Origin of the sequence: Kitasatospora sp. NPDC091276 (genome assembly GCF_040684355.1) — a bacterium.
Classification (GTDB): Bacteria; Actinomycetota; Actinomycetes; order Streptomycetales; family Streptomycetaceae; genus Kitasatospora.
Window position 1 is genome coordinate 220227 of record NZ_JBFBFU010000003.1, and the last position, 24264, is coordinate 244490.

The 24264-nt window shown below is 73.3% G+C and carries 21 protein-coding genes; 18 read left to right on the forward strand and 3 right to left on the reverse strand.

The window, feature by feature from the left end:
* Positions 1 to 19: 19 nt before the first annotated feature.
* From AB0O19_RS04975 to AB0O19_RS04995, 5 genes are all read left to right on the forward strand, one after another.
* Entirely contained in the window at positions 20 to 478 is a 459-nt protein-coding gene (locus AB0O19_RS04975; protein WP_063348891.1) for an Lrp/AsnC family transcriptional regulator, read from the forward strand.
* 3 nt (positions 479 to 481) lie between these two features.
* Positions 482 to 1489, forward strand: coding sequence for a threonine/serine dehydratase (locus tag AB0O19_RS04980; protein WP_363617859.1), 1008 nt, complete (start codon positions 482 to 484; stop codon positions 1487 to 1489).
* A gap of 121 nt (positions 1490 to 1610) precedes the next feature.
* On the forward strand, positions 1611 to 2774 hold the full coding sequence (gene mqnE / locus AB0O19_RS04985; protein ID WP_063348893.1) for an aminofutalosine synthase MqnE: 1164 nt from the start codon (positions 1611 to 1613) through the stop codon (positions 2772 to 2774).
* Positions 2775 to 2885: 111 nt separating this feature from the next.
* Positions 2886 to 4133 (forward strand): L,D-transpeptidase family protein, encoded by a 1248-nt coding sequence (locus AB0O19_RS04990; protein ID WP_363617861.1) that lies wholly within the window; start codon positions 2886 to 2888, stop codon positions 4131 to 4133.
* A gap of 274 nt (positions 4134 to 4407) precedes the next feature.
* Positions 4408 to 5352 (forward strand): beta-ketoacyl-ACP synthase III, encoded by a 945-nt coding sequence (locus AB0O19_RS04995; RefSeq protein ID WP_363579960.1) that lies wholly within the window; start codon positions 4408 to 4410, stop codon positions 5350 to 5352.
* Positions 5353 to 5567: 215 nt separating this feature from the next.
* Here the strand turns inward: AB0O19_RS04995 and AB0O19_RS05000 are convergent, their stop codons facing one another.
* Complete coding sequence (locus tag AB0O19_RS05000) at positions 5568 to 6215, reverse strand: TetR family transcriptional regulator (protein WP_030055725.1); 648 nt, start codon at positions 6213 to 6215, stop codon at positions 5568 to 5570.
* Between the two features lie 436 nt (positions 6216 to 6651).
* On the opposite strand from AB0O19_RS05000, the gene AB0O19_RS05005 reads away from it, so the two are divergent.
* Positions 6652 to 9063 carry a PQQ-binding-like beta-propeller repeat protein gene (locus AB0O19_RS05005; protein WP_363617863.1) on the forward strand — a complete coding sequence of 804 codons (2412 nt, stop codon included), beginning with the start codon at positions 6652 to 6654 and terminating at the stop codon, positions 9061 to 9063.
* 49 nt (positions 9064 to 9112) lie between these two features.
* Here the strand turns inward: AB0O19_RS05005 and galE are convergent, their stop codons facing one another.
* Positions 9113 to 10099, reverse strand: coding sequence for a UDP-glucose 4-epimerase GalE (gene galE / locus AB0O19_RS05010; protein WP_350876964.1), 987 nt, complete (start codon positions 10097 to 10099; stop codon positions 9113 to 9115).
* A 245-nt stretch (positions 10100 to 10344) separates the two neighbouring features.
* Here galE and AB0O19_RS05015 point away from each other — a divergent pair, with 245 nt between their 5' ends.
* A complete protein-coding gene (locus AB0O19_RS05015) occupies positions 10345 to 11394 on the forward strand; it encodes a trypsin-like peptidase domain-containing protein (RefSeq protein WP_363618045.1) in 1050 nt (349 codons plus the stop codon).
* Positions 11395 to 11514: 120 nt separating this feature from the next.
* Here the strand turns inward: AB0O19_RS05015 and AB0O19_RS05020 are convergent, their stop codons facing one another.
* Complete coding sequence (locus AB0O19_RS05020; RefSeq protein ID WP_363618047.1) at positions 11515 to 12684, reverse strand: sensor domain-containing protein; 1170 nt, start codon at positions 12682 to 12684, stop codon at positions 11515 to 11517.
* A 354-nt stretch (positions 12685 to 13038) separates the two neighbouring features.
* On the opposite strand from AB0O19_RS05020, the gene AB0O19_RS05025 reads away from it, so the two are divergent.
* The 11 genes from AB0O19_RS05025 to htpX all read left to right on the forward strand — a co-directional run bounded on the left by AB0O19_RS05025 (position 13039) and on the right by htpX (position 24256).
* Entirely contained in the window at positions 13039 to 13455 is a 417-nt protein-coding gene (locus AB0O19_RS05025; protein ID WP_280675333.1) for an NADH-quinone oxidoreductase subunit A, read from the forward strand.
* Positions 13446 to 14081, forward strand: coding sequence for an NADH-quinone oxidoreductase subunit B family protein (locus AB0O19_RS05030; protein ID WP_363579962.1), 636 nt, complete (start codon positions 13446 to 13448; stop codon positions 14079 to 14081). Before AB0O19_RS05025 ends, AB0O19_RS05030 begins: the two co-directional genes overlap by 10 nt.
* On the forward strand, positions 14078 to 15277 hold the full coding sequence (locus AB0O19_RS05035; RefSeq protein WP_363617865.1) for an NADH-quinone oxidoreductase subunit C: 1200 nt from the start codon (positions 14078 to 14080) through the stop codon (positions 15275 to 15277). Before AB0O19_RS05030 ends, AB0O19_RS05035 begins: the two co-directional genes overlap by 4 nt.
* 2 nt (positions 15278 to 15279) lie before the next feature.
* On the forward strand, positions 15280 to 16233 hold the full coding sequence (gene nuoH / locus AB0O19_RS05040) for an NADH-quinone oxidoreductase subunit NuoH (RefSeq protein ID WP_350877389.1): 954 nt from the start codon (positions 15280 to 15282) through the stop codon (positions 16231 to 16233).
* Positions 16230 to 16808, forward strand: coding sequence for an NADH-quinone oxidoreductase subunit I (locus AB0O19_RS05045; protein WP_363617867.1), 579 nt, complete (start codon positions 16230 to 16232; stop codon positions 16806 to 16808). Before nuoH ends, AB0O19_RS05045 begins: the two co-directional genes overlap by 4 nt.
* Positions 16805 to 17512 (forward strand): NADH-quinone oxidoreductase subunit J, encoded by a 708-nt coding sequence (locus AB0O19_RS05050; protein WP_363617869.1) that lies wholly within the window; start codon positions 16805 to 16807, stop codon positions 17510 to 17512. Before AB0O19_RS05045 ends, AB0O19_RS05050 begins: the two co-directional genes overlap by 4 nt.
* Positions 17512 to 17883, forward strand: coding sequence for an NADH-quinone oxidoreductase subunit NuoK (gene nuoK / locus AB0O19_RS05055; protein ID WP_350876976.1), 372 nt, complete (start codon positions 17512 to 17514; stop codon positions 17881 to 17883). The genes AB0O19_RS05050 and nuoK overlap by 1 nt, the downstream gene beginning before the upstream one ends.
* Positions 17880 to 19961, forward strand: coding sequence for an NADH-quinone oxidoreductase subunit L (locus AB0O19_RS05060; protein ID WP_363617871.1), 2082 nt, complete (start codon positions 17880 to 17882; stop codon positions 19959 to 19961). The genes nuoK and AB0O19_RS05060 overlap by 4 nt, the downstream gene beginning before the upstream one ends.
* 62 nt (positions 19962 to 20023) lie before the next feature.
* On the forward strand, positions 20024 to 21604 hold the full coding sequence (locus AB0O19_RS05065) for an NADH-quinone oxidoreductase subunit M (RefSeq protein WP_363617873.1): 1581 nt from the start codon (positions 20024 to 20026) through the stop codon (positions 21602 to 21604).
* Between the two features lie 56 nt (positions 21605 to 21660).
* Positions 21661 to 23232 carry an NADH-quinone oxidoreductase subunit N gene (locus tag AB0O19_RS05070; RefSeq protein ID WP_363617875.1) on the forward strand — a complete coding sequence of 524 codons (1572 nt, stop codon included), beginning with the start codon at positions 21661 to 21663 and terminating at the stop codon, positions 23230 to 23232.
* A gap of 160 nt (positions 23233 to 23392) precedes the next feature.
* Positions 23393 to 24256 carry a zinc metalloprotease HtpX gene (gene htpX / locus AB0O19_RS05075; RefSeq protein WP_350876984.1) on the forward strand — a complete coding sequence of 288 codons (864 nt, stop codon included), beginning with the start codon at positions 23393 to 23395 and terminating at the stop codon, positions 24254 to 24256.
* The last annotated feature ends 8 nt before the right edge of the window (positions 24257 to 24264 follow it).

Below are 24264 nucleotides of genomic sequence, written 5' to 3' on the forward strand. Positions count from 1 at the left end.
GGAAGGACGCGGACGGTATATGGACACGGTGGACAGACAGCTCATCCAGGCGCTCCGGGAGAACGGCCGCGCGTCCTACGCCGAGCTGGGCCGGCTGGTCGGACTCTCCGGCCCGAGCGTCACGGACCGGATCAACCGACTGGAGCAGGCCGGCGTCATCACCGGCTACCGCGCGACGGTCAATCCGGCCTCGCTCGGTTTCGGCGTCACGGCCCTGATCGGCCTTCAGCTGACCGACGCCGCCGATCACGAGGACGTCGCGCACCGGCTCAAGGACCTCAACGAGGTCGAGGACTGCTGGTTCATCGCGGGTGACGACTCCTACATGCTCAAGGTCCGGGTGGCCGACGTGGCGGGCCTGGAGTCGGTGGTCAAGCGGATCTCGGGCACGAAAGGCGTGGCCCGCACCCGCACCACCGTCGTACTCTCCACGAAGTGGGAGAACCGGGTGAGCGAACTCCCTCCCGAAGGAGAGTGACGGATGGCACTGGTCGGTCTGGAGGAGCTGCGCGCCGCTCGGCAGCGGATCGCGGGGGTGGCCGTGCGCACCCCGCTGGTTCCCGCCCCGTGGGCGGACGAGGGGGAGCGCCGGCTCTGGCTGAAGCCCGAGAACCTCCAGCCGACCGGGGCCTTCAAGACCCGCGGCGCGTACAACCGGCTGGCCGCGCTCACCGAGGCCGAGCGGGCCCGCGGCGTGGTCGCCCAGTCGAGCGGCAACCACGCGCAGGCGGTGGCGTACGCGGCGGCGCTGCTCGGCGTCAAGGCCGTGATCGTGATGCCGGACACCTCGCCGGCGGTGAAGGTGGAGTCCACCCGGGGGTTCGGCGCCGAGGTGGTCCTGGTGTCGCCGGAGGAGCGGGACACCCTGCCCGCCGAGCTGGCCGAGCGGCACGGCTACGTCTGGGTGCCGCCGTACGACGACCCGTTCATCATCGCGGGCCAGGGCACGGTCGGCCTGGAGATCGCCGAGGACGCCCCGGCCGGGCTGGACACCGTCCTGGTGCCGGTCAGCGGCGGCGGCCTGATCTCCGGGACGGCGGCCGCGCTCAAGCTCACCCGCCCGGGCATCCGGGTGATCGGCGTGGAACCGGAGCTGGCCGCCGACGCCCAGGCCAGCTTCCGGGCCGGCCGCCGGCTGGCCTGGCCGGTCGCCGACACCTACCGGACCATCGCGGACGGCCTGCGCACCCCGTCGGTCGGCGAGCTTCCCTTCGAGCACCTGACCGCGTACGTGGACGACATCGTCACCGTCACCGAGGACGAGATCCGCGCCACCGTCGCCCTGCTGGCCCGTCGCGGCCGGCTGGTCGCCGAGCCCTCCGGCGCGGTCGCCCCGGCGGCCTACTTCCACCGCGCCGCCGAGACCGGGGGCCGGACGGTCGCGGCCGTGGTCAGTGGTGGCAACATCGACCCTGTGCTGCTCGCTGAGCTGCTGTCGGACCGTCCCGGGCCGAAGGGCGCGCCGGTGCCGAAAGCGACGAGCGACTAGCGCCGCAGGAGCGCCGGGGCGAGGAGCGTCGGCACCGGGTCGGAGCGGCCCGGGGGCGAGCGGACGAGTGACGTACGCTCGGTCCGGCAAGGAATCGAAGTCGGAGGAGGCGGGGCACCGCATGGACGCAGGGCTGAAGCGCGAGCTGGAGGCGAAGGTCTACGCGGGTGAGCGGCTGACCCGCGAGGACGGGATCGCGCTCTACGAGAGCGACGACCTGGCCTGGCTGGGCGGTCTGGCCCACCACGTGCGGACGCGGAAGAACGGCGACGTCGTCCACTTCAACGTCAACCGCCACCTCAACATGACCAACGTGTGCAGCGCGTCCTGCGCGTACTGCTCGTTCCAGCGCAAGCCGGGCGAGAAGGACGCCTACACGATGCGCATCGAGGAGGCCGTCCGGCTCGCCAAGGCGATGGAGGTCGACTCCCTCACCGAGCTGCACATCGTCAACGGCCTGCACCCGACCCTGCCCTGGCGCTACTACCCGCGCTCGCTGCGGGAGCTCAAGGCGGCCCTGCCGAACGTCTCGCTGAAGGCCTTCACCGCCACCGAGATCCACTGGTTCGAGAAGATCAGCGGCCTGCCCGCCGACGAGATCCTGGACGAGCTGATCGACGCCGGCCTGGAGTCGCTGACCGGCGGCGGCGCGGAGATCTTCGACTGGGAGGTCCGCCAGCACATCGTCGACCACGACACCCACTGGGAGGACTGGTCGCGGATCCACCGCCTCGCCCACAGCAAGGGCCTCAAGACGCCGGCCACCATGCTGTACGGCCACATCGAGGAGCCCCGCCACCGGGTGGACCACGTGCTGCGGCTGCGCGAGCTGCAGGACGAGACCGGCGGCTTCCAGGTCTTCATCCCGCTGCGCTACCAGCACGACTTCCACGACTCCAAGGACGGCGTCGTGCGCAACAAGCTGATGGCCCGCACCGAGATGGCCACCGGCGCCGAGGCGCTGAAGACCTTCGCGGTCTCCCGGCTGCTCTTCGACAACGTCCCGCACGTCAAGGTCTTCTGGGTGATGCACGGCGTCACCACCGCCCAGCTGGCGCTCAGCCACGGCGCGGACGACATGGACGGCTCGGTGGTCGAGTACAAGATCACCCACGACGCGGACAACTTCGGCACCCCGAACAAGCTGGGCCGCGACGACCTGCTCGACCTGATCCGCGACGCCGGCTTCCGCCCGGTCGAGCGCAACACCCGCTACGAGATCATCCGCGAGTACGAGGGCCCGGACCTGGGGCGCCGTGAGGCCCCGCAGGCGATGCGCCTCTGACCGTCGACCTCCCCGCCGCCCGGGCCCCGGCCCGGGCGGCGGCGTTTCTTCACCGCCCCCGCACCTGCCCCGGGTTTACCAACCGGTACACCGTTTGGCAGGATCGGCGGTATGTCCGGTTCTCATCGCGCCACCACGTACCCGTCGTACGAGCCGATACCGGAGCCGGTGTACGGGGCGCCGCAGCAGCCGTACGGGGCGGGTGAGCCGTACCAGCAGCCCGTCCGGCAGGACCACTACGGCGAGTACGGGCAGCTCCCGCAGGCCCCTGACGGGTACTTCGAGGCGTACGAGCAGCCGTTCCAGCCGTCCCAGCCGTACGCCGCCGGGCCCGACCCGCTCGTCGCCCCCGAGCCGGTGTACGCCCCCGGGCCGGCGTACGACGCCGAGCCGGTGTACGCCCCCGAGTCGGTGTACGACGCCGAACCGGTGTACGCGTTCGAGCCGGAGCCCGTCCGGCAGCCCACGCCCCCGCCCGCCGCGGTCCCCGTGGGCGCCCGGGCGGCCGCCCGGGGTCACCGCCGGAAGGCGAAGAAGAAGCGCCACGGCAAGGCGGTGATGGCCGGCACCGCGCTGCTGGTCGCGGCCACCGCCGGCTGGTACACCGTCGGCCAGGACGACGCCAAGCCCGTCGCCGCGGCCGCCGACGGCCCCGGCCCGGAGGGCGTCAGCACGCCCGACCAGCCGGCGCCCGCCGCCCGGGCCGCCGCCGACCGGCAGACCCAGCCCCCGGCCGCCGACCGCAGCCAGGTCCGTTCGGACGGCTCGGTCGCCGCGATACCCGGCCTCGGCGCCGACTTCGTCGCGAAGATCCCCGCCGAGACCACCCAGGTGGTGCTCGCCTCCGGCCAGGACAAGAACGGCAACAAGAACACCGTCACCCTGTGGACCCGCACCCCCGGGGGCCGTTGGCTGGCCGGCGAGACCTGGCAGGGCCACAACGGCAACAACGGCTGGACCGCCGACCACAACGAGGGCGACCTGCGCAGCCCGATCGGCGTCTTCGCGCTCACCGACGCGGGCGGCCGCAAGGCCGACCCGGGCAGCAAGCTCCCGTACGACAAGGACCCGAGCTTCGTGGTCTCCGGGACGGGCTTCTTCGGCGACCAGCTGGCCGGCTCCTTCGACTACGTGGTCGCGATCAACTACAACCGGGTGCCCGGAAACTCTCCGCTGGACCCGCGCCGCCCGATGGGGGCGAAGAAGGGCGGCGGGATCTGGATCCACGTCGACCACGACGGCCCCACCCACGGCTGCGTCTCGATCCCCGAGGACAAGATGGCCGAGCTGATCCGCACCCTGGACCCGGCGGCCCACCCGGTCATCGTGATGGGCGACGCCACCTCGCTGTCCGCCTGACCCCGGCGTTCCGGCCCCGGCCTGATCCTGGCCTGACCCCGGCCTTCCCCCGGCCCGACCCCGGCGTTCCGGCGGCGTCCGCGCGGCGTTCCGGGCGGCGCGGGGCCCGTCACCGGCGGCGGTGCCCGCCCCCTCGTCCGCCTCGGCGTCGACCCCGGCGCGTCCGGAGGCCAGTCGCCGCAACGCCCCTTGTCGGGCTCCTACAGATCGCGGGGGCGGATCCTGTAGCCGGGCGCGCCCCGCTGACCAGTGGGTAACCCGGTTCCATGGCACTATGAGCGGTTCGCGCATTGTGGCACTCGGCCACTACCAGCCCCCCAAGGTCCTCTCCAACGACGACCTGGAGGCGCTCGTCGACACCAACGACGAGTGGATCCGTAGCCGGGTGGGTGTCAGAACCCGGCACATCGCCGAGGGCGAGACCCTGGTCGACCTCGCCACCGAGGCCGCGCAGAAGGCGCTCGCCAAGAGCGGCCGGACGGCCGACGAGATCGACCTGATCGTGGTCGCCACCTGCACCGCGGTCGAGCGCAGCCCCAACACCGCCGCCGCCGTGGCCGCCCGGCTCGGCGTCCGGGCGCCCGCCGCGTACGACATCAACACGGTCTGCTCCGGCTTCTCGTACGCCCTGGCCACCGCCGACCACGCGATCCGGGCCGGCGCGGCCCGCCGCGCGCTGGTGATCGGCGCCGAGCGGATGTCCGACACGCTGGACTGGACCGACCGCACCACCTGCGTGATCTTCGGCGACGGCGCGGGCGCCGCGGTGGTCGAGGCCCAGGAGGACGGCGCCGAGCCCGGCATCGGCCCGGTGGTCTGGGGCTCCGAGCCGGAGAAGGGCGACGCCGTGGTGATCACCGGCTGGGACCCGGTGATCAGCCAGCAGGGCCAGTCGGTGTTCCGCTGGGCCACCACCCAGCTCGCCCCGCTGGCGCGCCGGGCCTGCGAGCAGGCCGGGATCGACCCGTCGGAGCTGAAGGGCTTCGTGCCGCACCAGGCCAACCTGCGGATCATCGACTCGATCGCCGCCAAGCTGGGCCTCACCGACGCGGTGGTGGCCCGGGACGTGGTCGACTCCGGCAACACCTCGGCCGCCTCGATCCCGCTGGCCTTCTCCAAGCTGGTCGAACGCGGCGAGCTGTCCCCGGGCGACCCGGTCCTGCTCTTCGGCTTCGGCGGCGGGCTCGCCTACGCCGGCCAGGTGGTCCGCTGCCCCTGACGGCGCGGAGCCGGGCGTCCGAGGGCCCCTGAGGGGCCGCAACGCGAACATGCCGGTGGGCGGGCACCCTGTGTGAGGGGTGCCCGCCCACCGGCATGTCTGGCGCGCGTGCGGTACGTCGGCGGACCTCCCCCGAGGACACGGCCGCCGTCCGTCGTACCCCGGACAGGAGGCCGGGGCTGCGCGCGGAGCGGATGGTCGGTTGAGCGGATGGTCTACTTGGGCGGCTTCTTGCCGGTGACGCCCAGGTACACCAGGGGAGCGAGGTTGGGCTTGAGGTCCTTGACCTTGACGCCCCAGGAGGTGAAGGCCTTCTGGTGCTCGGCCGCCGAGGCGAGCAGCGAGACCAGGGCCCCGGCGACGGCGTTCGGGTCGAGCGACTTGTCGGCCTGGCCCTTCGCCTGGAGTTCCTTGACGGCCTCCGCGAGCGGCTTGGCGACCGCGTTGAGGACCGTCATGCGGATCTTGAAGAACCGCTTGTCCCCTTCGGCGGCACCGAGCGTGACCACTCGGAGAATGGCGTCGTTCTTGCGCCAGAAGGCGAGGAATCCGTCGACCAGTTCTTCCGAAGTGGTCGGACCGGACTTCCCTGCCCAGGACTTTCCGGCCACCAGCTCTTTGAGGGTGTCGGCGTCCTTGGCCATTTCCTCGGCGATTTCGAGGACAGCGCCCTCGACATCCGGGAAGTACTGGTAGAAGGTCGCGGGGGAGGTACCCGCCATACGGGCGACGTCGATGACCTTGACGTCCCGGTACGGCGACGTGCTGAGCATCTCGCGGAGGCAGTCGAGCAGCTTCTGCCGCGTTTCCTGTCCGCGTCGCCCGGCGACGCGACCGTCGACGGTGCGAACTTGTCCTGTCATGCCGTCAGCTTACCGTGGCACGATCTTGGCGCGATTCGGTGATGCGACTATTACTCCGCACGGGGGGTTGCTATAGGGGCATGAACCACTTCGGACGGATATTCACCGCGCTCCGCAGGTGTCGTTGAAGCCCCCCCGTGTGCCTTTGACCCCACAGCGTGACGGCGAGTCCGCTGAGGGGTGGTCGAGTGACAGAGCGTGACGATCGGCGGCGTCGGAAGATCGGCGCCGAAGTGGAGGGTCCGGGCGTCCGGGTGCAAACCGCGGCCGGAACGGGCGTCAGAATCCGGCCGTTCCGTCATCACCGGCCGGACGGCGGCGCTCCCGGGGCCGCCGTCGGCTCTGGGCGGGGGAGGTTGGAGATGGGCCGGGCGGCATTGGAGAATCGGGTCCGGCACCACGCGGCGGGTGCGGAAAACGGGGAGGTGGCAGCGGAGTGGACCAGCTGACGGCGCACGATCCGAGGCGGATCGGGCCCTTCGAGGTGCTGGGGCGGCTCGGCGCGGGTGGGATGGGGCTGGTCTACCTGGCGCGCTCCGCCTCCGGCCGGCGGGTGGCCATCAAGACCGTCCGGGCGGAACTGGCCGAGGACGAGCTGTTCCGCGTCCGCTTCGCCCGCGAGATCGAGGCGGCCAAGACGGTCGGCGGTTTCTACACCGCGGCCGTGGTGGACGCCGACGCGGACGCCCGGGTGCCCTGGCTGGCCACCGCGTACATCCCGGCCCCCTCCCTGGAGGACCTGGTCGAGGAGTGCGGTCCGCTGCCGGTGGACGCCACCCGCTGGCTGATCGCGGGCATCGCCGAGGCGCTGCAGTCCATCCACGCGGCCGGGCTGATCCACCGGGACCTCAAGCCCTCCAACGTGCTGGTGGTCGAGGACGGCCCGAAGGTGATCGACTTCGGCATCGCCTCCGGCGTCTCCAGCACCCGGCTCACCATGACCAACGTCGCGGTCGGCACCCCCGCCTACATGTCCCCCGAGCAGGCCAAGGACAGCCGTAACGTCCGGGGCGCCAGCGACGTCTTCTCGCTCGGCTCGCTGATGGTGTTCTGCGCGACCGGGCACCCGCCCTTCGGCGGCTCCAACCCGGTCGAGACGGTGTTCCAGCTGCTGCGCGAGGAGCCGGACCTGTCCGGGATGCCGCGCGAGCTGATGGACCTGGTCCGCGCCTGCATGCGGCCCTCGCCCGAGCACCGGCCCAGCCCGGCGCAGATCCAGGCCGAACTGGCCCCGCACCTGTTCTCCCGGGACGACGCCGCCGGCGAGGTCGGCGACTGGCTCCCCGTGAACGCGCTGGAGCTGATCGAGCGCAAGCGCGGCCGCCGCCCGAGCGTGCCGCCCCGGGCCGTCCAGCTGCCGGCCGGCGCGCCGCCGCCCCCGGCCGGGCCGCCGCAGGCCGGCCCGCTCCAGCCCCACCAGCCGCCGCAGCCGCACCAGCCGGTCCCGGTGCAGCGCCCCGGCCTGGACGACCCGCGCACCCACCCGGGCGGGGGGCACGCGCCGCCGCCGTCCGGGCCGGTGCACACGGGGCCGCGGCGGGGCCCGGTGTCCGACGGCGAGATCCCGACCGCGAAGATCGCCTCCCCCAACAAGCACCGCGCGCCGGGCGGCGGCGGGGCCGTCGAGGTGCGGCTGTCCGGAGCCTCGGTGCGGATAGGCCCCGGACCGCGGGCCGAGCACGAGCAGACCGGCCCGGGCACCGCCCCGGCCGAGACCGACTGGGTCCGCCGGGTCACCCCGCCGCCGGTGCCGGCCGCCCGCTGGCGCCCCTGGCGGTTCCGGATGTCCAACGACGTCTGGGGCACCCCCGTGGTCGCCGACGGCACGCTCTTCGTCTCCAGCTTCGAGGTGCACGCGCTGGACATCGCCTCCGGCGAGCGGCGCTACAAGACCCGGGACGTCGCCTGGGCGCTCGCGGTGGACGCCGGCCGGGTGCACGCGGCCGACGGCCCGCACCTGTACACCGTGGACGTCGCGGACGGCACCGAGCGCTGGCGCACCTCACTGGACGGCTGGGTCTACTCGCTCTCCGCCGCCGACGGGGTGCTGTGCTGCGGCGTCCGCGGCGGCGGCGTCCAGCTGCGCTCGGCCGCCAGCGGCGCTGAGCTGTGGCGGGCCGACGACGCCCAGCAGGACTACGAGAACCCGCAGTCCGGACCGGTCCTGGTGGCCGGCGCGGCCTACTACTACGGGGCCGGGCGGCTGCGCTGCGTCGACCCGCACGGCGCCGGCCTGCGCTGGTCCTTCCCGGTCGGCGAGGACGTGCCCTCGCACCCGGTCGAGCGCGGCGGCGTGCTGTACGTGACGGCCGGCCCCAGGGTGTACGCGCTGGACGCGGCCAGCGGGGCCGAGCGCTGGCGCTTCGAGGCCCCGGTGGTGCTGTTCACCCCGCCCGCGCTGGACGCCGACGCGGTCTACGTGGCCGACTACCTCGGGACGGTGTACGCGCTGGACGCGGCCACCGGCCGGGACCGCTGGCGCGGGGTCACCGGCAACCGCCAGGGCGCCGAGCCGGTGGTGGTAGGGGACGGCATGGTGCTGGTCGGCAGCGGCGGGGTGCTGTACGCCTTCGAGGCGGCGAGCGGCCGGGAGCGCTGGCGCTACACGGCGCGCGGCGAGATCGTCGGCTCCCCGGCGGTGGCCGACGGCCTGGTGCACCTGGGCAGCCGGGACCACTCGCTGCACACCCTGGACCTGGCGAGCGGTCAGCTGCGCTGGGAGCTCGGCACCAAGGGAGAGCTGACCGGCTCGCCGGTCGCGGTCGGCGGCCGGGTCTTCGTCGGCTCCAAGGACCGCTGCGTGTACGCGCTGGACGCCTTCTACGGCACGGCCGTCCCGGCGCGCTGAACCGGCGCGGCGGCGGGGCGGGCGCCCCGCCGCCGTCGGACGCGTCCGGTCAGGCCTTGCGGGCCCCGGGGTGGCGGCTGCACCAGCCGTCCCACGCGGAGGCCACCATCTCCGCCACGTCGTGGCGGGCGCCCCAGCCCAGCTCGCGGCGGATCAGGTCGGCCGAGGCCACCACCCGCGCGGGGTCGCCGGCGCGGCGCGGGGTCACCTCGGGGGTGGTGTCGTAACCGGTGACCTTGCCGATCACCTCCAGCATCTCCTTGACGCTGACGCCCTCGCCGCGGCCGATGTTGAGCACCAGCGAGGTCTCGCCGGCCGGGTCGGCGGCCAGCCGCTTGGCGGCGGCGACGTGGGCCGAGGCGATGTCGGAGACGTGGATGAAGTCGCGGACGCAGCTGCCGTCCTGGGTCGGGTAGTCGTCGCCGAAGACCCGCGGGGCCTCGCCGGCGGTGAGCCGCTCGAAGACCATCGGGATCAGGTTGAAGACCCCGGTGTCGGACAGCTCGGGGGAGGCCGCGCCGGCCACGTTGAAGTAGCGCAGCGCCACGGTGGAGATGCCGTGGGCCTTCCCGGCCGCGGCGACCAGCCACTCGCCGGCCAGCTTGGTCTCGCCGTACGGGCTCATCGGGGCGCACGGGGTCGACTCGGTGACCAGGTCGACGTCCGGCATGCCGTAGACGGCGGCGGAGGAGGAGAAGAGGAAGCGCTTGACCCCGCCCTCGGCGGCGGCCTCCAGGACGGTCTGCAGGCCGATCATGTTCTCCCGGTAGTAGAAGAACGGCTGCTCGACGGACTCGCCGACCTGCTTCTTGGCGGCGAAGTGCAGGATGCCCTCGATCGCGTGCTCGCGGATGGCGGCGTCCAGGACGGCCCGGTCCAGGGTGGAGCCCTCGACCAGGGCGACGCCCTCCGGCAGGCGGGAGGCGTCGCCGGTGCTGAGGTCGTCCAGGACGGCGACGCGCTCACCGGCGTCGAGCAGCTGGCGGACGACGTGCCCGCCGATGTATCCGGCACCGCCGGTGATCAACCAAGTCATGGGCCGATTCTAGGGTGTTCGGGTTTCCGTGGTGAGTGCCGGGCGAGTCAAGCCGTCAAATCGGACAAATCGGTGAAATGCTGACAAAGATTTCCGTGCTCCCAGCGTGGTGACGAATCGGAGGCAGCCAGGTGAGCCGCAAGAAGGAACACGCCCGCCCCCTGCCGGCCGGGCCCCGGCCGACCGGACCCAGGACGGTCCACGGCCGGCTGCTCGTACCCGGCGCGGTGGCCGTACTGACCGCGCTGGCGCTGGCCGGGTGCAGCAGCGGCTCCTCCACGTCCGCCTCGTCGGCCGCGGGCTCCCCGTCGGGCTCCGGCTCGGCCAGGCCGGCCTCGTCGGCCCCCGCGCGGTCGGCCGACGGGAACCAGTTGCAGGACGACTACCAGCGGGTCATCGCCGACGTGCTGCCCTCGGTGGTGCAGATCACCACCGGCGACAGCCTCGGCTCCGGGATCGTCTACGACGACAAGGGCGACATCGTCACCAACGCCCACGTGGTGGGCACCGCGACCACCTTCACCGTCACCCTCGCCAACAGCACCAGGTCGCTGGACGCCACCCTGGTCGGCAGCTACCCCGACACCGACCTCGCGGTGATCAAGCTGAGCAGCCCGCCGAGCGGCCTCAAGCCGGCCGCCTTCGGCGACTCCGGCAAGGTCCAGCTCGGCCAGATCACCCTGGCCATGGGCAGCCCGCTCGGCCTCTCCAGCAGCGTCACCCAGGGCATCGTCTCGGCCACCGGACGGACCGTCTCCGAGCCCAGGGGCGGCGGCTCGCCCGGCGCCACCATCGGCAACATGGTGCAGACCTCGGCCGCGATCAACCCGGGCAACAGCGGCGGCGCGCTGGTCAACCTGGACAGCCAGGTGATCGGCATCAACACGCTCGCGGCGACGGAGCCCGAGGCCAACGGCGCGGCCGCGCCCGGCATCGGCTTCGCCATCCCGGCGTCCACCATCACCAACATCACCGACCAGCTGATCAAGCAGGGCAAGGTCACCAACTCCGGCCGGGCCGCGCTCGGCATCACCGCCCGGACCAGCTTCAACCAGCAGTTCAAGCCTGCCGGCGCGGTCATCGTGGCGGTCACCGCGGGCGGCCCGGCCGCCTCGGCGGGGATGCAGGCCGGCGACGTGATCACCAAGATCGGGGACGTCGCGGTCGACTCGCTGAACGCGCTCACCACCGCGCTCGCCTCGCTCACCCCGGGCGACAAGGTCACCGTCGCCTACACCAGGGACGGCAGCAGCCAGACCGCCACCGTCACCCTCGGCACCCTGGAGACCCCCTAAGGGCCCGTCCGGCCGGGCCGCACGCCGCGCAGGGGCTCCGCGGACCGGCCGCCCCACCGGACCGGCGCCGGGACCTCGTCACTGCCTCGACGAGGTCCCGGCGCCGTGCCGCGCTCCGGCTCAGCGGCGGGCGGTGCGGGTGCGCCAGGGCAGTTCGACGGTGATGCTGCTCGGGCCGCCCTCCGGGCTCTGCACCAGGAGCACCCCGTCCACCGCGCGGATCCGCTCGGTCAGCCCGGCCAGGCCGCTGCCCGGGTAGGGGGCGGCGCCGCCCTTGCCGTCGTCCTGGACCAGCACCATCAGCTGGTTGTCGGAGCGCCAGACGTCGACCGAGGCGGTGCGGGCCCCGGCGTGCTTGGAGACGTTGGTCAGCAGCTCGCTGACGGTGAAGTACGCGATGCCCTCGACCGCCGAGTCCGGGCGCTCGGCCCGGCCGTCCGGCCCCTTCAGGTCGACGTTCACCTTGACCCCGCCGGGGACGGTGCAGCGGGCGGCGACCGCGGACAGGGCCGCGTCCAGGCCGCGGTCGGTGAGCACCGCCGGGTGGATGCCCCGGGCCAGGTCGCGCAGCTCCTGGAGGGCCAGCTTCACCTCGCCGTGCGCGTTGTCGACCATCTTCGTGGCGGCCGCCACGTCGTCCTCGGTCTCGACCTCGCGCAGCCGCTCCTTGGCCATGCCCAGGTCCATGGCCAGCGCGACCAGGCGGGCCTGGGCGCCGTCGTGCAGGTCGCGCTCGATCCGGCGCAGGTCGGCGGCGGCGGTGTCGACCACCGTGCCTCGGTCGTCCTCCAGCTCGCGCACCCGCTCGGCCAGGGCGCCCGGGAAGAGCAGCGACTCGATCAGGATCCGGTCGATCGCCGCCAGCGCCCGGATCACCCAGGGCAGCACCGGCCACATCACGGTGACCGCGACCAGGGTCACCGTGAAGCTCAGGATGCCCCAGGGCAGCATCAGCACGTTGTAGAGCGCCGAGCGCCAGTTCAGCAGGTCGGTCAGGTGGGCGATGGTGAAGCCCACCACCCCCGGCCGGCGCGGCCGCACCGGCTCCGGCTCGTGGATCGCGGAGTCGTACGCCGCCCGGGCCCGCCGGCGGCCCAGCCCGCCCAGGGAGCGGGAGACGGCCAGCCCGCCGGCCAGCAGCGGCAGGCCGACCACGGTGATCGACATCCCCAGGCCGGCCGTGAGCGTGATGGCGGTGAGCGCGAAGCCGGCGACGCCGAGCGGCAGGTTGAGCAGCAGCTGGCCGACCTGCCGCCACATCCGCGCACCGTACAGCGGCGAGCGGCCCATCTGAGCGTCCTGCTCCTTGATGGCGTCCACGGTGCGGCGGTGCAGCGGCTTCATCTGGATCTACCGTCCCTCTTGGTCGAGCTGGTGGACCAAGCTTCCCGAACCCGGGGCGGAAGATGCCATGGGGGTGATACATCTTCCGGGACGGGGGTTATCCCTACCCCCGTCCTGGTCGTCGGGCCACTGCCCGGTGCTCGCGGGAGTGTCCACCGGACGTCTTGCGGAGCGGGCAGGGTTCGGGCGGAGCGGAGCCGTCCCCTTAGACTCACGCATTGGCCATGATTATGACCGTGCGAGGAAACGTCGTAGAACTGCCTTGAGGGGCTGTTCACGGCCGAGGTGGAGGGCGAAGGCATGGAGGGGCAGCATGCGGCTGCCGTCGCGGCCGACCCGGCGGTCGGCGGCGGCTACTTCGACGCGTACGCCGCGATGGGCCTGCTGGCCGTCGTCGGGGTGCTCTTCGTCGCCGTGGCGTTCACGGCCAACCGACTGCTGCGGCCGGTGGTCTACTCGCCCGAGAAACTCCTCGCCTACGAGTGCGGGGTGGACCCGGTGGGCGAGGACTGGGCGCACACCCAGATCCGCTACTACGTGTACGCCTTCCTGTACGTGATCTTCGCGGTCGACGCGATCTACCTGTTCCCGTGGGCGACGGTCTTCGCCACCGCCGGATACGGCGCCGGAACGCTGATCGAGATGTTCCTCTTCATCGGCTTCCTCGCGGTCGGCCTGCTCTACGCCTGGAAGAAGGGCGTTCTGGAATGGACGTGACGCACACCCACTCGCACGGCGCCCAGGGCGGCCCGGTCCCGCTCGGCCTCCCGGACCCGTCGCGCCCCGGCGCCGTCGAGCGCCGTGGCATCGGCCCGCTGGCCCGGCTCGCGCCCGACCCGGTCAAGGTCGTGCTCAACTGGGGCCGCCGCTACAGCCTCTGGTGCTTCAACTTCGGCCTGGCCTGTTGCGCGATCGAGTTCATCGCCGCGTCCATGGCCAAACACGACTTCATCCGGATGGGTGTCATTCCGTTCGCGCCCGGACCCCGTCAGGCCGACCTGATGATCGTCTCGGGGACGGTGACCGACAAGATGGCGCCCGCCGTCAAGCGCCTCTACGAGCAGATGCCCGAGCCGAAGTACGTCATCTCCTTCGGCGCCTGCTCCAACTCCGGCGGCCCGTACTGGGACTCCTACTCGGTGACCAAGGGCGTGGACCAGATCATCCCGGTCGACGTCTACGTGCCCGGCTGCCCGCCCCGGCCCGAGGCGCTGCTCCAGGGCATCCTCAAGCTCCAGGAGAAGATCGCCGCCGAGTCGCTGCCCGACCGCTACACCGCGCCCGCGGCGGCGCTGCGCCGCCCGCTGGTGACGGGGCCTTCGACCGAGGGAGGGGTCTCGTGACTTCCGCCGAGCAGTACGCGGCGTCGGTCGGGGAGTGGGCGACCGGCGCCGAGGCTTACGGGCTGGTCACCGTCGACGTCCCCGCCGAGCACTGGATCGAGGCGCTCACCGGTGCCCGCGACACGCTCGGCCTGGGCTACTTCGACTGGCTGAGCGCCGTCGACGAACTGGCCGAGGGCTTCTCCGTGGTCGCCCACCTCGCCTCCGCCGACGCCCCGGGCGTGCGCCACCTGGCGCTGCGCACCCGGGTGCCGCGGGACAAGGCCGCGCTGCCCACCGCCGTCCCGGTCTACGCGGGCGCCGCCTGGCACGAGCGCGAGACCCACGAGATGTTCGGCATCGACTTCCCCGGACACCCCTACCTCGCCACCCTGCTGCTGCCGGACGGCTTCGAGGGGTACCCGCTGCGCAAGGAGTTCGTGCTCGCGGCCCGGGTCGCCAAGGCCTGGCCGGGCGCCAAGGAGCCGGGCGAGTCCGACCACGGCGACGGGCCCGCCCGGCGCAAGATGCAGCCGGCCGGGGTGCCGGACCCGAACGAGTGGGGGCCGCTGAAGGGCACCCTGCCGCCGGTCGCCGAGCGGCCCGCGCGCGGTGCGCGGGCGGCGGGCGCGGCCGGGCGGACGCCCCGGGCTGCTGGGGCTGCTGGTGCTGGTGCTGGTGCCGGTGCTGCTGCCGGTGCCGAGGGCGCGGCGGTGCGGGCGGACCGGCCGCGGCGGACCAGGACGGTGGCGGAGGGGTCGGCGAGTCAGGCGGGGGCCGAGGCTGCCGGTGCCGGTGCTCCGGCTGCTACTCCGAGCGCTGCTCCGGCCGCTGCTCCGGCCGCCGGCGAGGCGGCGCCCGTGGTGCGGGCGGACCGGCCGCGCCGGGTCAGGTCGGTGTCCGACGGATCGGTCAGCCAGGCTGCGGAGCCGGCGCCCGCCGAGGCCGCCGAGGCCGCTGCGCCTGCCGAGCCGAAGGCCGGGGGCGCGGCGTCGCCGCGGACCCGGTCCTCGGACGCGCCCTGGCACAACCCGGTGCCCGCACACGACGAGCCCGCGAAGTCCGCCGAGGCGCAGGCCCCGGCCGAGCCCGCGAAGCCTGCGGAGGAGCCTGCCGAGGAGCAGGCGCCCGCCGAGCCGGCGAAGCCCGCCACGCCTGCGGGCGAGCAGGACGAGACGTCGGCCGGACCGGCCGGCCAGGACGGAGACGGCGCGTGAACCTGCTCGACACGGTGCTGCGCTGCGTCGCCACCCTGGTCGTCTTCCTCACCTTCCCGCTGGTCATCGGCCAGACCGAGCACAAGGTCATGGCGCACATGCAGGGCCGGCTCGGCCCGATGTACGCGGGCGGCTTCCACGGCTGGGCGCAGCTCGTCGCGGACGGCGTGAAGTTCGCGCAGAAGGAGGACATCGTCCCGGCCGGGGCGGACCGCCGGATCTTCCAGCTGGCGCCCGCCGTCTCGCTGCTGCCGTACCTCTTCGTGCTGCTGGCGATCCCGGTCGGCCCGAACGGCTTCGTCGGCCAGGCGATCGACGCCGGCCTGTTCTTCGTGCTGGCCGTGATGGGCGTCGGTGTGATCGGCAAGCTGATGGCCGGCTGGGCCTCGGCGAACAAGTTCTCGCTGCTCGGCGGCCTGCGCACGGCCGCGCAGCTGATGTCGTACGAGCTGCCGATGGTGCTGGCGGCGGCCTCGGTGGCGATGGCCGCCGGCACGCTCTCGCTGCCCGGGATCGTGGACGCCTGGGAGTGGTACTGGCTGCCCTGGCAGCTCATCGGCGCGTTCGTGTTCTTCACGGCCGGTCTGGCCGAGCTCCAGCGCCCGCCGTTCGACATGCCGGTCGCCGACTCGGAGATCATCTTCGGCGCGTACACCGAGTACACGGGCCTGCGCTTCGCACTGTTCCTGCTGTCCGAGTACGTGGGCATCCTGGTGGTGTCGGCGCTGACCGCGGTGCTCTTCCTGGGCGGCTGGCACGGCCCGCTGGCGGACCAGCTCGGCTGGCTCTGGATGATCCTGAAGACCTTCGCGCTGGCCTTCGTGGTCATCTGGTTGCGGGTCACCTACCCGCGTCTGCGCGAGGACCAGCTGATGCGCTTCGCGTGGACCGTGCTGATCCCGCTCGCCCTCGTCCAGCTGGCCCTGACCGGCGTCATCAAGGTGGCGATCTCATGAGTTTTCCCGGTGCCGGCCTGGCCAAGGGCCTGGCCGTGACCCTGCGGACGATGACGAAGAAGACCGTCACCGCGCAGTACCCCGATGTGCAGCCGGTGCTGCCGCCGCGTTCGCGCGGCGTCATCGCGCTGCTGGAGGAGAACTGCACGGTGTGCATGCTCTGCGCGCGCGAGTGCCCGGACTGGTGCATCTACATCGACTCCCACAAGGAGACGCTGCCGGCCGCCGAGCCGAACGCGCGGGCCCGCACCCGTAACGTGCTGGACCGGTTCGCCATCGACTTCTCGCTCTGCATGTACTGCGGGATCTGCATCGAGGTGTGTCCCTTCGACGCGCTGTTCTGGTCGCCCGAGTTCGAGTACGCCGAGACCGACATCCTGGAGCTGACCCACGAGCGGGACAAGCTCCGCGAGTGGATGTGGACCGTCCCGGCGCCGCCGGCGCTGGACCCGGCGGCCGAGGAGCCCAAGGAGATCGCCACCGCGCGCAAGGCTGCGGACAAGCTGGCGGCCGCCGCGATCGCCGCAGCCGCCTCGGCGGCCTCGGCGGCCTCGGATGAGGGGGAGGCCCAGTGAGCGCCGCCGCCCTGCTCGCGGCGACCGGCTCGCTGGAGCCGGCCGCCCGTTCGTTCCTGTCCCCGACCGGGGTGGAGATCGTCTTCCTGCTGGTCGGCATCGCCGTGCTCGGCTCGGCCGTGGTCGCCGTCAGCACCAAGCAGCTGGTGCACGCCGCGCTCTGGCTGGTGGTCGCGCTGGGCGGGCTGGCGGTGGAGTTCCTGCTGCTCACCGCCGAGTTCATCGCCTGGGTGCAGGTGCTGATCTACCTCGGCTCGGTGATCGTCCTGGTGCTGTTCGGGCTGATGCTCACCAAGGCACCGATCGGGCGCTCGCCGGACGCCGACTCCAAGAACCGCTGGGTGGCCCTGGCCGTGGCGCTCGCCTCGGCCGGGACGCTGGTGACGCTGGTCGTCGACGCCTTCCGGACCTCCTGGATCGACCTCGGCGCGGGGGGCGGCTCGGCCGCCGTCACCGGGGCGAGCCTGTTCCGCCACTGGGTGCTGCCCTTCGAAGCCCTTTCCGTGCTGCTGCTGGCGGCGCTGGTCGGCGCGATCGTGCTGTCGCGCGGGTCGAAGCGGCGGGTGCCGCCGCCCCGGGCGGGCCGGCTGCGCGCCGGCCGGCCGGTGGGCTCGAACGGGACCGTCGCCGCCACCGTGCCCCGGCCGGCGCCGGAGAGCCCGGCGGCCGCAGAGGCTGCGCCGTCCGCGCCGGAGGAGAGCTGATGCACCTCGCCTACCCCGTCGTCCTCGCCGCGCTGCTGTTCAGCGTCGGCGTGTACGGCGTGCTCGCCCGGCGCAACGCCGTCCTGGTCCTGATGTCCGTCGAGCTGATGCTCAACGCCGTCAACCTCAACCTGGTCGCCTTCGACACCTGGCTGCGCGACTCGCTGCACGCCGGCCAGGCGCTCACCCTGTTCACCATCACCGTCGCCGCCGCCGAGATCGGGCTGGGGCTCGCCATCGTCCTGCTGCTGTTCCGGGCCCGGGGCACCGCGGACATCGACCGGGCCACCGCGCTCGGCGATCCGGCGGAGCCGCTCGCCGAGGAGACGCCGGCCGGAGCCGAGGCGCTGAAGGGCCAGGCCGCCGCATGAACCTCGCCCTGCCCGCCCTCGTCCCCGCGCTGCCCGCACTCGGGGCCGCCGCGACCCTGGCCGTCGGCAAGAAGGCGCCCGGCCTGGCCCGGCCGCTGGCCATCGTGCCGGTCGCCGTCTCGGCCGTGCTCGCCCTGGTCGTCGCCCTCCAGCTCGGCACCGGCCAAGCGCTGGACGCCGCCACCCGGCTCACCCCGACCGGCGGCCCGGACATCGCGCTCGCCCTCCACCTGGACGGCTTCAGCTCGCTGATCTCCGTGCTGGTCGGCCTGGTCGCCACCTGCGTGCAGGTCTACTCGACCGCGTACCTCAGGAAGGACCCGCGCTACCCGTCGTACGCCGCGCTGGTCTCGCTGTTCACCGCGGCGATGTTCCTGGTGGTCTACTCGGGCGACCTGATCGTGCTGCTGGTCGGCTGGGAGGTCATGGGCATCTGCTCGTACTTCCTGATCGGCCACCACTGGGAGACCGAGGACGCCCGCTCGGCCTCGCTCAAGGCCTTCCTGGTCACCAAGCTCGGCGACGTGCCGTTCCTGTTCGGGATCTTCCTGCTCGGCGCGGACGCCGGCAGCTTCCGGATCCCCGACGTGCTGGCCGCCGCGACCGACGGGCGGCTCGGCCACCCGACGCTGATCGCCCTGCTGCTGCTCGCCGGGGTGGCCGGCAAGAGCGCGCAGTTCCCGCTGCACACCTGGCTCCCGGACGCCATGGCCGGCCCGACGCCGGTCTCCGCGCTGATCCACGCCGCCACCATGGTCGCGGCCGGCATCTACCTGGTCGCCCGGCTGCTGCCGGTGTTCCTGCTGTCGGGTGCGGCGCTGGTCGTGCTGGCCGTGATGGCCGCCGTGACGATGATCGGCTCGGCGCTCTGCGCGCTCGCCCAGGACGACCTCAAACGGGTGCTCGCCTACTCCACCGTCGGCCAGCTCGGTTACATGGCCGGGGCGCTGGCCGCCGGCGACCGCGAGGCCTCCGTCTTCCACCTGGTCAGCCACGGCGCCTTCAAGGCGCTGCTGTTCCTGGCCGCCGGCGTGGTGATCCACGCCGCGCACACCAACTCGATCTCCGCGATGTCCCGGATCCCCGGGCTGCGCAAGCGCGTCCCGGACGCCTACTGGACGATGGGCATCGCGCTCGTCGCCCTGGTCGGGCTGCCGCCGTTCTCCGGCTTCTTCAGCAAGGAGGCGGTGCTGACCGCCGCCGAGCACGCCGCCAACGGCGAGGCGCTCACCAACGGGCTCGGCCCGGCCTCGGCCGTGCCGGAGGCCGCCGGGTGGATCGTGCTGATCTCCGCCGGACTCACCGCGCTGCTCACCGCCGCGTACGCGACCCGGCTCTTCCTGGTCAGCTTCCACAGCCCGCAGGCTGAAGGGGCGCAGGCTGCCGGGGCGTCTCAGGCCGCAGCGTCTCAGGCCGGAGCGTCGCAGGCCGTGGCGCCTGCGGCCGGGCACGAGGCGGACGCGCCGTACTCGCCAGAGCTCGACGAGGCCGACCCGGCCACCGCCGAGCCGCCCGCGATGCGCTGGCCGCTCTGGGTGCTGGCCATCCCGACCATGGGCTTCGGCGTCGCCGGGCTGCGCTCGGACTGGCTGCCCGCGCTGCTGGACGGCGGCTCGCTGCGCCCCTCGGCCGTCACCGCCGTCATCGGCACCGGGCTCGCCGTGGTCGGCGTGCTCGCGGCGTACGGCGCCTGGCGCTCGGCGACCGCGCGGCTGGCCACCGGCCGCCCGGCCCCGGCCGACGCCGGCCGGGTGCCCGAGCAGGCCGGAGCCCCGGCCGCCGAGGTGATCGTCGCCGACCCCGGGCGCACCCTGCTCGGCCCGCTGTTCGGCCCGGCCCGGCACGGCTTCGGCGTCGACCGGCTGTACCACGCGCTGTTCGTCCGCCCGGTGACCTCCGCCGCCCGGCTGGTCCGCTTCCTCGACCGCGAGGTCGTCGAGACCTACGTGCGCGGCAGCGGGGTCGGCGCCAACCTGCTCGGCCGGGCCGTCCGGCTCGCGCAGACCGGCAACGCGCAGACCTACCTCAGTGCGCTGCTCGCCGGCGTCGTCCTGCTGGCCGTCCTGGTGGCGGTGTAGCGGATGCCGTACCCCCTCTCCCCGGTTCCCCCGATTCCGACCGCCGCCCGTAGGAGCCCCCGATGAACGCAGTCCTCATCGCCCTCCTGGTGCTGCCGCTGCTCGGCGCCGCGCTCACCCTGGCGCCGGTGTTCGGCCGGGAGCCGGCCGCCGCCGACCGGCGGGCGCTGCGGCTGAACACCGTCGTCACCGGCGCGGTGCTGCTGCTCACCGTCGCCCTGGCGGCCGGGTTCGACCACGACGAACCCGCCCGGATGCAGGCCACCACCGACGTGTCCTGGATCCCGGCCCTCAACGTGCGCCTCCACCTCGGCGTGGACGGCGTCTCGCTGCCGCTGATCGTGCTGACCGCACTGCTCACCTTCCTCTGCGCGCTGTACTCGGAGAAGCGGCTGCCGGGCGGGGACGCCCGGGGCGAGGCCGCTGATGGGCGCCGTCCGTCGGCGAAGGCCTTCGTCGGGCTGTTCCTCCTCCTCGAAGTCGGCATGCTCGCCACCTTCGCGGTGCTGGACCTCCTGCTCTTCTTCCTGGCCTTCGAGATCGTGCTGATCCCGATGTACTTCCTGATCGCCCGCTGGGGGAGCGGCGCGAAGGCCCCGGCCGCCAACCGGTTCATCCTGTACACGCTGCTCGGCTCGGCCGTGATGCTGCTCGGCTTCCTGCTGATCGGCAGCAAGGCCGGGACCTTCGACATGCAGGCCCTGGCCGCCGCGCACGGCAACGGCCTGAGCCACACCACCCAGGTGATCGCCGCCCTGGCGATCATGGTCGGGCTCGCGGTCAAGGCCCCCGCCTGGCCGCTGCACAGCTGGCTCCCGGACGCGCACACCGCCGCTCCGACGGTCGGCTCGGTGCTGCTCGCCGGCGTGCTGCTGAAGATGGGCACGTACGGTCTGGTCCGCGTCCTCCTCCCGGTCGTGCCCGACGGCACCGCGACGCTCGCCCCCTACCTGGGCGCGTTCGCCGCCGTCGGCATCGTCTACGGATCACTGGCCTGTCTGGCGCTGGCCCGCCCCGGCGCCAAGGGCGACCTCAAGCGCCTGATCGCGTACTCCTCCGTCGGCCACATGGGCTTCGTGCTGCTGGGCATCGCCTCCCTCACTCCGGTGGGCGTCAACGGCGCGCTGTTCGCCAACATCGCCCACGGTCTGATCACCGGTCTGCTGTTCTTCCTCGTCGGCGCCCTCAAGGACCGCTACGGCACGGCGGACCTCGACACCCTCTCCGGCGCCACCGGCGCCGCCCTGTACGGCCGCGCCCCGCGGATCGGCGCGCTGCTCGCCTTCGCCGCCGTCGCCAGTCTCGGCCTGCCCGGCCTGGCCGGCTTCTGGGGCGAGCTGCTCGCCATGTTCGGCGCGTTCGACCCGGCCGACGGCCTGTCGCGCCCCGCGTTCGTCACCTACATGGTCCTGGCCGGTCTCGGCACCCTCCTCACGGCCGCCTACCTGCTGATCGTGGTCAAGCGCGTCTGCATGGGCGACCCCAAGCAGCCCGCCCCGGTGGACCAGGTCGCCGACCTGCGCCCGTACGAGGCCGTCAGCTGGACGCCGCTGGCCGCCCTCACCCTGCTCGCCGGCCTCTGGCCCGCGCTCCTGCTCGGCCTCTCCGACCCCGCCGTCAAGCACCTCCTCGGGGGTGGCTGACCGTGCTCGGAGCCCAGATCGCCGCACTCGGACCTCACTCCACGGGGCAGCACACTGTGACCTCCCTCGCCGTAGCCAACCCGGGCAGCCTGATCCAGTCCGTGGACTGGGTGGCGATCGCGCCCCCGCTGATCGCCGCGGTGGCCGCCCTCGCCGTCCTGCTCACCGACCTGTTCCTGCCCGAGCGGCACCGGAAGTGGCTCGGCCGCCTCGCCGCGGCCGGACTCGCCCTCGCCCTCATCGCACTCCTCCCCCTCACCGGGGGATCACCCCGGGCGACCTTCTGTGTGCAGAACGTAGCAGGGGGGTCTGACAACGCGGGCTGCTCGTACGTCGCCGACCACTTCGCCCTGGTGTTCCAGCTGCTCGCCCTCGGCGGTGCGCTGATCGCCGCGCTGCTCTCCGCACACACCGTCGAGGAGGAGAAGCTGCCCGGCGGCGAGTACTGGTTCCTGCTGCTCTCCAGCGCCACCGGCGCCGCACTGCTGCCCGCCTCCCGCGACCTCGCCACCATGGTGATCGCGCTGGAGGTCGCCTCGCTGCCCGCCTTCGCCCTGGTCGCGCTGCGCCGGGACGGCCGGGGCGCCGAGGCCGCGCTCAAGTTCTTCGTCTCCTCCGTCACCGCCACGGCCGTGATGCTGCTCGGCGTCGGCTTCGTCTACGCGGCCAGCGGCAGCCTGCACCTCGGCGCCGTCGCCCAGGGCCTGGAACACGCCCCCGGGCAGCTCAAGCCGCTGGCCGAGGCGGGCGCCGTGCTGACCCTGGTCGGCTTCGCCTTCAAGGTCGCCGCCGTCCCGTTCCACTTCTGGGTGCCCGACACCTACACCGGCGCCCCGCTGCCGGTGGCCGGTTACCTCTCGGTGGTCGGCAAGGCGGCCGGCCTGTCCGGCCTCGCGCTCGCCACCACCATCGCCTTCCGCCCGTACGCGCACACCTGGGGCCTGGCGCTCGCCGTGCTGGCCGCCGTCACCATGACGGTGGGCAACGTCGGCGCGCTGCGCCAGCGCTTCGACACCCGCTACAGCGCGGTGCGGCTGCTCGCCTGGTCGTCCGTCGGCCAGGCCGGCTACCTGCTGGTGCCGCTCGCCGCCGCCGGCTACGCGCCCACCGGGGTCGATCCGCTCGGCGCCACCGCCGCGTACGCGCTGATCTACGGCGTGGTGAACCTCGGCGCGTTCGGCGTGGTCGCGGCGGTCGGCCGCCGGGCCGGGACCAGCGTGGACGACTTTCGCGGCCTGTTCGCCCGGCGCCGCTGGACGGCCCTCGCGCTCGCCTTCTTCCTGCTCTGCCTGGCCGGGCTGCCCCCGGGCGTGATCGGCCTGTTCGGCAAGGTCGTGGTGTTCCGCGCGGCCGTCGACGCCGGGCTGGGCTGGCTGGCCGTCGTGATGGCCGTCAACGTGGTGGTCGCGCTGTACTACTACCTGCTCTGGACGACCCGGCTGTTCGCCCCGGCGCCGGGTGCCGAGGAAGGTGCCGAACCGGGCGCCGCTCCGGTCGGCGGGGCCGGGGCCGAAGGTCGGCTGCCGGCCACCCTGACCGCCACGCTGGGGCTCACCGCCTCGGTGGCCGTGGTCCTCTCCTTCGCCCCGCAGCTGGTCCTCCAGGTCGCCGGCGGAAGCCTGTTCTGAGCGCGCGCCCGCCCGGCCGGCCGGCGCGGTCCGGCCCGGCGGGGCGCCGCGGTGGTGTCACGCCGGTCACAAGGGAACAAGGCCCGGGCCCCCACCCGTTGACCGGGCAAGAGGGACGAGGCAGAAAGGGCTTCCCCACCGCACCATTGGAGGGCCTGACGTGCACCGCCGGCACAACGGACTGAGGACCGCCGTCCTGCTCGGCGGCCTCTCGGCGCTCATCTTGGTGATCGGCGGATTCTTCGGCCGAACCGGCTTGGTGATCGCCCTGCTGGTCGCCCTCGGCACCAACGCCTACGCCTACTGGAACAGCGACAAGCTCGCGCTGCGGGCCATGCGGGCCCGGCCGGTCAGCGAGATCGAGGCGCCACGGCTCTACCGGATCGTCCGCGAGCTCTCCACCGCGGCCCGCCAGCCGATGCCGCGCCTCTACATCTCCCCGACCCCCGCGCCGAACGCCTTCGCCACCGGCCGCAACCCGCGCAACGCGGCCGTCTGCTGCACCGACGGCATCCTGCAGCTGCTGGACGAACGCGAGCTGCGGGGCGTGCTCGGGCACGAGCTGAGCCACGTCTACAACCGGGACATCCTGATCTCCTCGGTCGCCGGGGCGCTCGCCTCGGTGGTGATGTTCCTGGTGAACTTCGCCTGGCTGATCCCCTTCGGCCGCAGCGACGACGACGACGGGCCCGGCCTCTTCGGCATGCTCGCCATCATGATCCTCGGCCCGCTGGCAGCCGGGCTCATCCAACTGGCCGTCAGCCGCTCCCGCGAGTACCAGGCCGATGCCGACGGTGCCCGGATCACCGGCGACCCGCTCGCCCTGGCCGGCGCCCTGCGCAAGCTCGACGCCGGCACCCGCCGGCTGCCCCTCCCGCCGGAGCCGCAGATCCAGACCGCCAGCCACATGATGATCGCCAGCCCCTTCCGCCCCGGCGAGGCCGGCGCCCGGCTCTTCTCCACCCACCCGCCGATGGCGGAGCGCATCGCCCGGCTGGAGCGGATGGCGGGCTACGGGCGCTGAGGCCCGCG